This window comes from Mucilaginibacter pedocola (assembly GCF_002013915.1).
GTDB classification, from domain to species: Bacteria; Bacteroidota; Bacteroidia; order Sphingobacteriales; family Sphingobacteriaceae; genus Mucilaginibacter; species Mucilaginibacter pedocola.
The window spans coordinates 41,990-53,813 of the sequence record NZ_MBTF01000036.1; the positions used below are offsets into that span (position 1 = coordinate 41,990).

An 11,824-nucleotide genomic window follows, 5' to 3' on the forward strand; every position below is an offset into this window, starting at 1 on the left:
ATCAGGCGGCAGGTTCGGATGGTTGGTAAACAGGAAATGGTGTATCGGGGCGGTATCGTTTTATCTCGTTCATCAACCCGTTTATATCGCCCTGCACATATTTTACCGCCCCGCCGCTATACACTTTGCTGAACTGAGATAAAGGAACATCGCTCAGTTGGTGGTACAGGCTTTGGTCGAACAGTTTTATTTCGCCACCTTTTATAACCAGTAAAATACGCCCCGGATCTACCTGGTAAAAGGCTTCCATGCCCCGTGTTTTGCCGTTGGTTTTGGCTATCACAATATCAGCATCCATGCCCTCCGCTATTTCGCCGCTGTTCAGTTTCCAAACCTCTGCCGCCGTAGTGGTTAAAGCGCGGTATAGCTCATTATCGTTAAGCATTTGGGTGCCGCGGGCCATGCGGATGTGCTCCCAAATATCCCAGTCGGCAGTAAGGGTAGAGTCGGTACCGAAAAGGATATGGGTATATTTCTTCAGGTGATGAATAGGCGCGGTAGCGTTCAGCAAGAAATAGTTCGACTGCGGGCACCACACCAGCGCCTCGAAAGCTTTTGCCTGCGCCGGGCTCATGGCCACTCCATGCACGCCTATTAGGTTGCGGTGCAACAGGTTCCACCTGATCAGTTTATTGGCCTCGGCACGTGCTTCTGCATTAGTGCCTTCGCCTATATGCACCACCACCGGCTGCCTGAAACGTAGCGGGTTATTAAGCTTTTTTCGCCATTGTTTTTCAAAGCCTACCGAGTGCAGATCCTGCTTATTATCAACGATATTGATGAGGCTTTGCGCAACTACTTTTGGCCCAACATGGTTCACCACAGTGGTAACGCCGCAAAGCAGGTTTTTGTAAATGCCCCACTGAAGGCGCAATTCGGCAGGTATTTTTAGTACTGAGGCTATTTCAGCGGGATACTCTTGATGTATGTACGGCCCCCATTCGGTATAGCTTTTGTAAACGCGATGCCCGAGCTTGGGGAAGAGGTTAAAATCGAGATGATCGTGCGAGTTGATGAGCCCCGGGAAAGCCAGCGCGTTTAAAAAGACGATCTGCGGGTCGCTTTTATCTATCATGGGCACAGCCGATACTTCCGCAATTTTGCTCCCGCTAACGCGGATGCTCGCGGTAGAGCCATCTATCAGTTGCACATTGTTTAGTATCATCGCAGCGGTTGTATAAAAGGTTACGGCGGCCCTTTGTTAAAGGTTGCCAGCATGCTTTATTTATACCCGGAGGCAACGGCTTTCCCCATTGCGGCGTAACTATTAATGTGATTACGATAAGTGCGGATAGGATAAAAGTTTTTGTTATATGGGCACCCCGGCGGTGAGGCCAGCTTTGCTGCCCGGGGCTTTTTTTGATGATGAAGTATTGGATATGCTGCAACCCCTCAACAACATACCCGCGGAGGCCCCGACCCCCGATTTTGAAGCGCTATACCTGGAACTGCGCCGCCGGGAACAACGCATATATACCGACCTGCAACTGGCGCGCTTACCGGCATTACCTCGCGGACACATACACCGCGCCGAATGGCGCATCCGCAGGCAGTCGGCTAAGCGGCTGGTGAGGTACCTCGCCGCGAAAAAACGGACGCTCAATATCCTCGAGATCGGCTGCGGTAACGGCTGGCTTGCCGCAAAACTGGCGGATATACCTAAGGCCAACGTATGTGCCATAGACGTGAACCGCACCGAGGTGCACCAGGCCAAACGTGTTTTTAATAAACCCAACCTGCAATTTTTTAGCGGCAGTTTAAACAGGGGGCGTTTTGGCGCAACGCAATTTGATGTAGTGTTATTCGCCGCCGCTATACAATATTTTTCGCCATTGAGCGAGGTGCTGCACGGCCTACTACCCTGGCTCGCCCCAAAAGGAGAGGTACACCTGGTGGACAGTAACTTTTACGACCACTTTACGGTGGCAGATGCCGCCAAACGGACGCAGGAGTATTACACCGGCATGGGCTACCCCGAACTGGCAGACTTTTACTTTCATCACAGGTTAGATGAACTGGAGGGCTTTAATTACAAGGTAATGCACAAACCAGCCGGACCAGTGGCGCGCCTGCTAAAGGGCAGCCCTTTTTATTGGATAAAGGTGATGAACAACACCGAAACTACCTCTGTATGACGAGCAGCATTTTATTCAGCCATTCGTATTTCCTCAGGTTCGATCCAAAACAATGGTCGATAGGTTTGCCCTATGCCCCACTGGGTACCATCTACGCCGCCTCGCTGATGCGGGAGAATGGTTACGATGTAGCACTGCACGATACCATGTTCGCGCATAGTGCTGCAGAAGTGCTGCCTGCTATTGAACAGCATCAACCGCAGTTCTTCGTAGTTTACGATGATGGCTTTAATTACCTCACCAAAATGTGCCTCACCAATATGCGCGAGGCAGCTTTTGAAATGTGCAAGCTGGCCAAAGCGCGGGGTTGCACGGTGATCGTTTCAAGTTCCGACTCTACCGATCGCTACGCTGAATACCTCGCCGAAGGTGCCGATTTTGTGATCATCGGCGAAGCAGAACATACGCTGCTGGAACTTTGCAACTATATAAAAAATGACGGCACCGACTATGCCGGCATTATGGGGCTTGCCTATAGTGATGCCGGCAAGGTTGTAAAAACGCTTGCACGCCCTGTACTTAAAGACCTTGACAGCCTGCCATTACCCGCATGGGATCTGGTGGATATCGGTAAATACCGCGATAGTTGGATGGCCAACGCAGGTTATTTTTCTATCAACATAGGCACCACGCGCGGCTGCCCTTTTAAATGCAACTGGTGCGCCAAGCCTATTTACGGCAACCGCTATAATTCGCGCAGCCCGCAAAACGTGCTCGATGAAATAAAGCTGCTGAAGCAAAACTATAATATGGATCATATTTGGTTTTGTGACGATATTTTTGGCCTGAAGCCGGGTTGGGTGATGGAATTTGCCCGGTTGATAGAGCGGGAGCAGATAAGTATTAAATTCAAGATACAATCGCGCGCCGACCTGCTGGTTGAAGAAGAACTGGTGACAGCACTTGCCCTTGCCGGCTGCGATAATGTTTGGATAGGCGCCGAAAGCGGGTCGCAAAAAATACTGGATGCCATGGATAAAGGCACTTCTATCGCCCAGATAGAAACTGCCACCGGGCTGATGAAAAAGCATGGCATCAAGCCGTCCTTCTTCATCCAGTTCGGGTACCCCGGCGAAACGCGGGATGATATCAGCCTCACCATCGATATGATCAACCGCCTGTTGCCGCACGAGATAGGCATATCAGTATCGTACCCCTTACCGGGTACCGGCTTTTACGAACGCGTGAAAGCTGAACTTAAAAAGAAAACCAATTGGAGCGATAGCGACGAGATGGCGCTGATGTTTACCAATACTTTTCCCGCGCCGTACTATAAGCAGCTACACAGCTACGTGCACCAAAATTACCATAAGCACCTGGCCAAAAATAGCCTGCTGAAACTGTTCAGGCAGCCGTCGGCCATTACTAAGGCTGGCTTGCGCAAAGCACTTTCGGTATTTTACCATACGCCGCGTACCTATATCGAAAAACTAAAACTTAACCGATTGGAGAGTGCCTTATGACCGAAGCTATTGGCTCCGCCCAAAACGAACAACTTGCCCAAGCGGCCTTCAGCAACCAATCTGTTGTGTTCGACAAGCTATATTCGGGCGATAGCATCATCGCCTACAAACGCGAAAGGGTGCGCAGCCATGTATTGCAGCATGTAAAACCCGGCGGCAGTATTTTAGAACTGAATAGCGGCACAGGCGAAGATGCCTTGTTTTTTGCGCAGAACGGTTTCAGGGTACATGCTACGGATATTTCCGCAGGGATGCAAAGCGAGTTGAAACGGAAAGCAATAAGTGCAGGATTTGCAGATATAATCACTAACGAAATTTGCTCCTACACCGAACTGCAACAACTTCAAAGCAAAGGACCTTACGACCTGATATTCTCCAACTTCGCAGGTTTAAATTGTACCGGCGAGTTGGATAAAGTGCTGGCGTCATTCCCCGCCTTACTAAACCCCGGCGGACTGGCAACGCTGGTTATTCTCCCCAAATTTTGTTTATGGGAAACACTGCTGGTTTTTAAGGGCAAATTCAAAACAGCATTCCGCAGGTTCTTTAGCGCTAAAGGGCGGGCGGCTCATGTAGAGGGGGTACATTTCAAATGCTGGTATTATAACCCATCGTATGTAATTAGGCATTTGGGAAATAAATTTGAGCTCGTTGGTATCGAAGGATTGTGCACTATTGTGCCGCCATCGTACATAGAAGGTTTTGCGGAGAAACACCCCTTGGCTTATAGGTTTTTATCCCGTTTAGAGGATAAGCTAAAAGATACTTGGCCCTGGAAATATATTGGGGATTATTACATTATTACGGTAAGGAAAACGTCGTAATTTCGTTTCGGTGGGAACCACCGGAACGGGCGCGAAGAGAAGCGCAAGGAGGCTATGCTGTAGCCAAAATGCGCTTTTTAATTTGGCTACAAACACGATGCTCCTATCGGAGCGTAAACCTGTTTCAGGAAAATGCAATGCGCTGCGAGAACGATGTTCCTAGCGGAGCGTAAACCTATTTCAGGACAAATGAGACCCCGGAGTGGGCCACGTGTTTGTAGAAAAAAGTAAGCATCTTTCGGCTCCGGAGGAGCCCCCTGATCAGGATGGTCGGAAGCGCAACAACCTACTGCGCCACACGTTCCTCCGTCAATTGCAGCACATAGTTCAACTTGTTTTTATACCGCTCCATCAACCGGTTTTGAAAATTTACCGGGTCGGGTTTGGCAAAGTGCTTGCCTGCCGACATACCCATCACCAGCCCACGAAGGTTCAGTTTCTTCTGCTTTGTTTTCTCGGCCCAGCGGGATGAGGTAATGCGCAGGAAAAAATTATCCAACAGTTCGCCCATCCGGTTATTCAGTAAGGTTTCTATCAGGGTTTTCAGAAAATACTTTTTCAATGGCTTTGCCGATGCTAACCGCAGGGTTTTATTGGGCAGCAGGTTGCGTGTCCAGGTGTTGGCCGTGTAGAAACGTTCGAACGTGAGGTCGCCCTCTAAGGGTATCAGCGTATCTGTTTCGATGGCGGTGTAAATATTCTTTTCGGCTATCTGCAATTGCTGCTCATCTACATAATAATTCATGCAGTAGTTGTGCTGCTTGTTCACCAAAAAGGTGAATTTTTTAAAACAGTGCATCAGCGTGCGGGCTACCCAAAGGCGGTTTTTAGCGGTAATGATGAACAGGTCGATGTCCGACTTATCATCCGCAAAGTTTTTAGATAACGAACCGGAAATGCCAATACCCCGCACATAAGGGAACTGGATAAGGAAGCTGCCCACCTGCCTTGCCTTGGTTATCATTTCGGCAGCTTTTTGGTTGCCACGGTTACGGCGGATAACAATAAGGTAATCGTTTTTCAGCGAATAGAACTTGTCAAAGTGGTATACCATTTTACCGGCCACCAGGTAATTAAGCGCTTCAGTAAATTCGCTTTTGCAATGGCGCTCGCCCAGGAACATAAATATTTCCCCATAGGTCAGCGGGTAGTCGAACATATCAAAGTACGCCAGTGCAGCTAAAATATTTTTGTTTATCCTTAACACGTCCCTGTGGTTATTTGCTATGTTATCTGTTACGGGTTTTAAGCCGGTGTGCATCTTCATGGGGTATACTGTAATGACGGGGGCAAGCCCTGTTTGGTTGCCTGTGTGTAAACTATTTATCGGTTGTGCTTAATGTATCTTCCTTTTCCGAAAAGAGGAAAAGCGAGAAGAATACCGCGTAAAAAAATATACCCTTATCTACATCCAAAAAATTCTCGGAGAAGGAAACAGTGGCTACAATTACCATAAAGGCCAACAACAAAACATCGCGCCTACGCAACGCCCGCCCGAAGCCGAAGTATAACGTAGCCAAGTAAACCAGCAGCCCGATAATCCCCGTTTTGATAAGGAAACTGATATATTGGTTATGCGCATTAAGCCCCGCCAGGTACGAGCGATAGAACCGGGCCTCGAAGAAGCGTTGCTTCAATAAACCAACTTCGGTGCCCGAACCATGGCCTATGATGGGTGCCTGCCCAACAAGTTTCAGCGCCACCTGCCAGCGTGCCAGCCGCGGGTCGAAAAGCTCATCGGCTTTCGCTTTGCTCAGGTCGGTTTTCAGGTCGTTGATGTAGCGTTCTTTAAAATTGCCGAGACTGTAGATGCCGGCAAACACCAAAACCGATAACGAAACTGTTATTGCCGCGAAGCGCCATCTTGCGGTGCCCTTCAATAAAAAGTAAGGCAGGCAAATATTGATGATGATAAGCAAGGCAATGAAAACCGATTTAGAAGCCAACTGGATGATGCCGACGGATAATATCGCGCAGCAAACGATATTCAAAATTTTAGAGCCGTTACCCTTAACCAATTGGCTTATTAAAAACACCAACGCAACGGCTATCTGCATCGAAAAAAAGGTAGCATGAATATCCAGCGGCCCCGAGAAATTATGATTGGTAAAATCTGCCGAAACCAAAGCCGATAAGGGTAAATGATAAAAACGGATAGTGCGCAATGCCTCCAGATATAGGTAAAGTATAGTTACCGCGCTGCCGATGGCAAAAATATAAAGCAGCTTATCGCGGTATTTTTTTAGGTCGATAGGGTTTAAACACAAGGCCAGCGGGAACAACAGCAGGGTGATTTGTTTGGCCCATTCGTTGAAGGCCATGGGCTTGTTACTGCTGTAGAGCGTACCCGCTACCGTTACAAAAAATACCGATGCCAGTGCCAGGTTGCTTAGGGTGAAAACGGGTTTTATTTCGCCTTTACGCAAGTTAACGAGCGTATGCAATAGGAAGCTGATGAGTATCAAATGGCTGTAAAACCTGTCGTAAGGCAGGCTTAACAATAGCAACGCTAAATGATAAAAGCTGAGTTGGTTTGCCGGGCTATCAGCTACCGTAAACAATTTTTTCGAAGTTGCGGGCATAGTAGCATTCCATTATAAATTCTTCGTACTCGTCAATTACCTTGGGCCAATTGAACTGGCACTGTATTTTGTGCAGGTTGTTTTTTACCATGGTTTTCTCCGTATCGTGCCGCTGCACGTTCTCTACCAATTGGCGCACCTCGGCAGCATTGTTAAAATAAAAGGCATCCGAACTCAGTACCGATTTATTGAACGGGTTATCGTGCGCGGCAATAAGCGCCTCGCTGGCCATTGCCTCTAATAGTGATGGGTTGGTACCACCCACGCTGTGCCCGTGGAAATACAGGTAGGAGTTGTTCTGCAGCGAACGCACGGCGGCATTATCGAATATCGAACCCTTGAACTGAATGCGCTCGTCGTTCTTAAATTTATGGGTGATGTACTTGCCAAAGCGGTTGCCGGTATCGCCCAATACCTTAAAGCTTTTTTCGGATGTACTGCTGTTGAAGCCCTCCAGTATACTTTCTATATTGTTCTCGGGCTCCATGCGGGCCATCAGCAAAAAGTAATCTTCCTTTTGTGCCTGTGTGTTATCCAATTGCTCGCGCTCATGGTCCGATAGCAGGTCGGCTCCGTAGGGTATGTAGCAGCTATCGATGCTGTATTTATCTTTCAGGTAAGTTTTGATGACGCGCGAATCGGCAATGTAATACTGGCTATGCTTTACGGCTAATTTCTCGGCGTACTTTAAAAAACGCTGCACGGGTTTGCTGTATTTGCTGCGTTTCCATTCCAGCCCGTCCATATTGGTGATGATGGTGCTATCCTTAGGGTAAAACTTCCCCCAAACCGAGCTGCTGGTATAGCCCATTAGCAGCACCACATCAAAATTGCGTTTGCGGGCATCGGCCAGGCAATTAAAGTCGTAGCCGAATTGCCCGGCGGTACCTATCAGGTATTCGGGGTCGTAGCAGTGAACTATATCTACACCATTCCAGTTATCGGCTTTGTAGGGGTGGTTGTGCGAGTTATATACCGTTACCGAATGCCCCTTTTTTACCAGCCCTTCCGATACATATTCGGAGATATGCTCGAAACCGCCGTAATAGTTGGGGATGCCGCGTGTGCCTAAAATGCCAATTCGTAGTTTCATGCTGAGTATGCTAATTGATATGCCTGGTAGGTTTGCAGGGCCGCCCGCTGCCAGGTGAATTTTTGTTCGATGCGTTTTTGTAAATTTTGGTTGTACTCCGCTTCGCTTGCCCTTTCAATGGCCGCCAGTATGCTGTCGGGGCGTGCCGGGTCGCAGTAAAAGGCGTCGTCCTCGAAGTACTCGCGGGTATCGCCTTTATCGGTTATCACAATATTGCAGCCCATAGCGGCAGCTTCTATCGAGCTTAGCCCCGTGGTTTCGAACCAACTGGGCAACACGTGTACTTTGGCCAGCCGGTAGAACGATAGCAGTTCCTGCTGCGGGATATGGTTGATGAACTGTACGTTTCTGGCCGCTATGGCCCGGCATTCTTCGTAATAGCTTTGCTGGTTGGGCGCTGCCGAGCCTATCAGCAATAAAGTAAAGCGTGTATTGTTAAGCGCCTTAATAAGGTTGAGCTGGTTTTTTATGCCCTCTATCCTTGCCACGCAGATCACCAATTCGTGGTTGCGCACAGGCTGACCGCTAATGTTAAAAAGTGAGGTGTTTATACCGTTGGTTACCACTTTGTACTCCGACCTGTAAGCATAAGTACCTACAATGCGCCGGTATTCTGATAGCGAATTAGGCAATACCAAAGCAGCCTCGCGCAGTATTTTTTTGATGCTGTTGTGCTGGCCCAGCCACAGGTAGGCCATGCTTGCCAACTTATCTTTCCCTAAGAACCAGCGGGCTATGGTTTTAAAATATTCGATGCTGCCTGCGGGTAATTTGCCAAGGAGCGCACGCAGTCCCTTGGTGTGGTATTTATCGTACTCGCTGTAATCGCACATAATGGTTGATACTACAAAGGGCTTTTTGGCGCGGGCACTGTGCGACAGGATGTCCGCCGGGCGGGTGATATTAAAAAAATGCAGCAGGTCGAAATCGGCATAGGGGATGGCTTCGTTGGCCAGTTTAATTTCTACATCAACCCCAATAGCAGCCAAATGCCCGGCAGTTTGTACCACCTGCACGGTATCGCCCCCGGGGACCGAGTACAGTGTAGACCGTGTGATAAATGCTACTTTCATTTATTTTGCCAGGTTAAGGTGAAGCCAGTTGATGAGTGAATAAGGCAGAAAGCTGATAACGTACAGCAGGTAATTATCGAGCCGTAGCGGCTGCAAGGCTATGGCGCGTACTACATGGTTGCGGGCGCGTTGCGGCTGGTAATTGTTCAGCAAAAATTTTTTGCCGCAGAGCGCATAGTAGGCCCCATGTTTGTTTTTGGCAGAATATTGCCCTTTGCCTATCCGTTGTAATTCTATACCCTCTGATGCAGATATGCGCCGTGTTTTCAGCGATTCCTGCTTAATGGCCCTGAACTTGCGGGTATGCCATTTTTCGTCGATAGTAACCGATTCGGGGTTGAGGCGTACCTTTATCAGCGGCTGCGGCAGGTTGCAGGCTTGCTCGGTCTTCAGCAGTTGCGCCCATAAAAAATGGTCCTCAAATGTGTAGGCATGTTCGTTGTAGCCGCCTGCGCCAACAATAACATCCTTTTTGTACAGTACGCAGGAGTGTATCATGGGGCAAACACTTACATCAAGCTGTTTGATATCCGCGTAGCTGTATGCCGCCAGTTGGTGGGTGAACAAAAACTCGCCCTCGTTATCAATATAATCCGCCTCCGAGCCTACAATGCTGTATTGCGGGTTGGCGGTAATAAAATCGTATTGCAGCTGCAGGCGGTTGGGGTAGCAAACATCGTCGGCATCAAAGCGGGCAATGTAAGGCGCACGGGCATATTTTAAGCCGGTGTTTAGTGCAGCAGATACGCCCTTATTGCTTTGGTGGATAACTACTATGCGGTTATCGTCGAAGCTGCTGATAATATCCAGCGTATCGTCGGTAGAGCCATCGTTCACTATCATCAGCTCAAAATTGGTAAAGGTTTGCGCCAGTACCGATGCTATGGCCTCGCCGATGTATTTGCCCGCGTTGTAGGCAGGCATCAGCACGGTTATTTTAGGTTCAGGCATGTGTAAGCCCTCCTTCCTGTTCAGCAGTTTCTTTAATGTTGAGGAACATCAGCAATTCAAAAAATATCATGATGGATAATTGCTCGAACCAATAATCGACGAACAGCACCGCCATTACCAGCATCAGCAGCGGCAAGCCATAGCTTAGCTTGCGGTAATGCCGGGCGAAGAACCACAGGTAGTACACCACAAAAATGCCGACGCCCATAAGCCCGTATTCGCTGAGTAACTGCCCGTATACCGAGAACGGGCTATTAGTGAGCGAGTGCAGCCCGGTTTGTTTACTGAAGAAATCGAGGTATACATCTAAATGGTTATGCAAAAAATCGGGGTTGATGTAAGTATACTTTTGCGGATAGCCACCTGCAATGCCCAATCCCGTTGCCCGGAAGGCAAGCTTGGATGAGAAGTTCCCCATGCCATCGCCCAACAATATCTTACCGGGATGCGTAGCCATAAATTTTATGGTTTGTACCATGCTGATGGCTTTGCCCGGCAGTTTAGGTACCTTAATAGTTTTGGCAGAAATAGGCAGGGCGCTATCGTGCGTGTTGATGAATTTGATAAGTGGCTGTTGCGCAGCCTGCGGCACTTTTATGCTTTGGTAACTTGCCGAGTGGATAGGCACTTTAGGCAAGGTAATGCGCCCTTCCTCGTTACGGATAACCGGTTTCGGCGGGGCTGCCGCAATTACTGCCGGGTGCGCTTTTAAATAGGTGGCTGCACTCAGGCTATCTAAATACAGCTGGGCTGTTTTTTCTTTGCGCTCTTCGGGGCTAAGGGTAGAGTCGGGCCGTTGGGTGATGGGCAGATCTACCGTTTGCGCAACTGCGCCATGCATTTTATTCCCTTCGAAAATGTTCTTAACCGTTTCGGCAAGGTAGGTATTGTTTTGCGGCGATACCTTCACCATAAACACCACCAAAAACATGAGGCAGATGAGCACCAGGCTTTTTTGGTAAGGCGCACTGTTAAGGGCGAACAGCCCGGCAAGGATGAGTATTAAAGCAATGTTGATGAAGTTGCTGCCTGTGAGCAGCAGGGTAGCCATACAAACCAGAACCATAACCGGTTTTTGGCGCACCAAAAAGTATATTACCCCCATGGCATTAATGGCGGCATTGGTGGTGCTGGTATCAAAGGTGATGCCCTTGATATAGTCGCCCGTGCCGATGAAATATTTTTGGTAGTTGCCCTGGTAGGTGTAGGGGTTAAGCTCGTGCGTTTCGGCAATAATGGCCAGCAGGTTTAGCGCCGATGCGATGGCGTTGATGATAAAAAACATGAGGATGGTGCGATGGATAACATCGGCGCTATGCTGCTCTACCGATAGTTTTACCTGGTGCACCGCCAGCAGGCAAAGCAGCCAAAAGAAAACACCCGTGGCAACCACAATAACATAGTTGGTATTTAGGTAACCCTTGCCGATGAATAAGCCAATAAGCGATAAAGGCAAAATGAGCAGGTAAAATAGTGGCAGCCTTGAATTTTTAAAGCTGAAGCCGAATTTGAAATTGAATTGCAGCAGGTATACCAGGGCAATAGCGGGTATCTTCACTGCCAGTTTCACGTTCAAAAACAGCAGCAGCAGGGTAAGCAGTTTCCAATCGGCATACTGCTTCCATTTGTGGGTGTTGAGGGCTATAAGGCTGATGGCCATTGCGTTTTTCCGTGCTGTTTTTGATGTAGTGTGATCCTGCCCG

10 protein-coding genes are annotated in these 11,824 nt (G+C 48.6%); 3 read left to right on the forward strand and 7 right to left on the reverse strand.

The window, feature by feature from the left end:
• Position 1 precedes the first annotated feature (1 nt).
• Positions 2 to 1,165: an amidohydrolase family protein gene (locus BC343_RS25065; RefSeq protein ID WP_078350561.1), complete on the reverse strand. Its 1,164-nt coding sequence runs from the start codon at positions 1,163 to 1,165 to the stop codon at positions 2 to 4.
• 148 nt (positions 1,166 to 1,313) lie between these two features.
• Between BC343_RS25065 and BC343_RS25070 the strand changes: the two genes are divergently transcribed.
• From BC343_RS25070 to BC343_RS25080, 3 genes are read left to right on the forward strand one after another with little or no spacing between them, the layout of a single operon-like run.
• Complete coding sequence (locus tag BC343_RS25070) at positions 1,314 to 2,135, forward strand: class I SAM-dependent methyltransferase (protein ID WP_078350562.1); 822 nt, start codon at positions 1,314 to 1,316, stop codon at positions 2,133 to 2,135.
• A complete protein-coding gene (locus tag BC343_RS25075) occupies positions 2,132 to 3,598 on the forward strand; it encodes a B12-binding domain-containing radical SAM protein (RefSeq protein ID WP_078350563.1) in 1,467 nt (488 codons plus the stop codon). Before BC343_RS25070 ends, BC343_RS25075 begins: the two co-directional genes overlap by 4 nt.
• Positions 3,595 to 4,422 (forward strand): class I SAM-dependent methyltransferase, encoded by an 828-nt coding sequence (locus BC343_RS25080; RefSeq protein WP_078350564.1) that lies wholly within the window; start codon positions 3,595 to 3,597, stop codon positions 4,420 to 4,422. The genes BC343_RS25075 and BC343_RS25080 overlap by 4 nt, the downstream gene beginning before the upstream one ends.
• Positions 4,423 to 4,708: 286 nt before the next feature.
• On the opposite strand, the gene BC343_RS25085 is transcribed toward BC343_RS25080, so the two are convergent.
• Genes BC343_RS25085 through BC343_RS25110 form a run of 6 tightly spaced genes read right to left on the reverse strand, consistent with a single transcriptional unit; the run spans position 4,709 to position 11,781 of the window.
• Positions 4,709 to 5,689, reverse strand: a complete 981-nt coding sequence (locus BC343_RS25085) for a hypothetical protein (RefSeq protein WP_078350565.1) — start codon at positions 5,687 to 5,689, stop codon at positions 4,709 to 4,711.
• A 52-nt stretch (positions 5,690 to 5,741) separates the two neighbouring features.
• Positions 5,742 to 7,004 carry an O-antigen ligase family protein gene (locus BC343_RS25090; RefSeq protein ID WP_078350566.1) on the reverse strand — a complete coding sequence of 421 codons (1,263 nt, stop codon included), beginning with the start codon at positions 7,002 to 7,004 and terminating at the stop codon, positions 5,742 to 5,744.
• Positions 6,967 to 8,097: a DUF1972 domain-containing protein gene (locus BC343_RS25095; RefSeq protein ID WP_078350567.1), complete on the reverse strand. Its 1,131-nt coding sequence runs from the start codon at positions 8,095 to 8,097 to the stop codon at positions 6,967 to 6,969. Before BC343_RS25095 ends, BC343_RS25090 begins: the two co-directional genes overlap by 38 nt.
• Positions 8,094 to 9,170 (reverse strand): glycosyltransferase family 4 protein, encoded by a 1,077-nt coding sequence (locus BC343_RS25100; protein WP_078350568.1) that lies wholly within the window; start codon positions 9,168 to 9,170, stop codon positions 8,094 to 8,096. The genes BC343_RS25095 and BC343_RS25100 overlap by 4 nt, the downstream gene beginning before the upstream one ends.
• Positions 9,171 to 10,121 (reverse strand): glycosyltransferase family 2 protein, encoded by a 951-nt coding sequence (locus BC343_RS25105; RefSeq protein WP_078350569.1) that lies wholly within the window; start codon positions 10,119 to 10,121, stop codon positions 9,171 to 9,173.
• Complete coding sequence (locus BC343_RS25110) at positions 10,114 to 11,781, reverse strand: hypothetical protein (RefSeq protein ID WP_078350570.1); 1,668 nt, start codon at positions 11,779 to 11,781, stop codon at positions 10,114 to 10,116. Before BC343_RS25110 ends, BC343_RS25105 begins: the two co-directional genes overlap by 8 nt.
• Positions 11,782 to 11,824 lie beyond the last annotated feature (43 nt).

What these genes read in the sequence shown, in the direction of transcription:
- BC343_RS25065 (WP_078350561.1), bottom strand. Translation starts at nt 1,165, where the DNA reads ATGATACTAAACAATGTGCAACTGATAGATGGCTCTACCGCGAGCATC.
- BC343_RS25070 (WP_078350562.1), top strand. Translation starts at nt 1,314, where the DNA reads ATGGGCACCCCGGCGGTGAGGCCAGCTTTGCTGCCCGGGGCTTTTTTT.
- BC343_RS25075 (WP_078350563.1), top strand. Translation starts at nt 2,132, where the DNA reads ATGACGAGCAGCATTTTATTCAGCCATTCGTATTTCCTCAGGTTCGAT.
- BC343_RS25080 (WP_078350564.1), top strand. Translation starts at nt 3,595, where the DNA reads ATGACCGAAGCTATTGGCTCCGCCCAAAACGAACAACTTGCCCAAGCG.
- BC343_RS25085 (WP_078350565.1), bottom strand. Translation starts at nt 5,689, where the DNA reads ATGAAGATGCACACCGGCTTAAAACCCGTAACAGATAACATAGCAAAT.
- BC343_RS25090 (WP_078350566.1), bottom strand. Translation starts at nt 7,004, where the DNA reads ATGCCCGCAACTTCGAAAAAATTGTTTACGGTAGCTGATAGCCCGGCA.
- BC343_RS25095 (WP_078350567.1), bottom strand. Translation starts at nt 8,097, where the DNA reads ATGAAACTACGAATTGGCATTTTAGGCACACGCGGCATCCCCAACTAT.
- BC343_RS25100 (WP_078350568.1), bottom strand. Translation starts at nt 9,170, where the DNA reads ATGAAAGTAGCATTTATCACACGGTCTACACTGTACTCGGTCCCCGGG.
- BC343_RS25105 (WP_078350569.1), bottom strand. Translation starts at nt 10,121, where the DNA reads ATGCCTGAACCTAAAATAACCGTGCTGATGCCTGCCTACAACGCGGGC.
- BC343_RS25110 (WP_078350570.1), bottom strand. Translation starts at nt 11,781, where the DNA reads ATGGCCATCAGCCTTATAGCCCTCAACACCCACAAATGGAAGCAGTAT.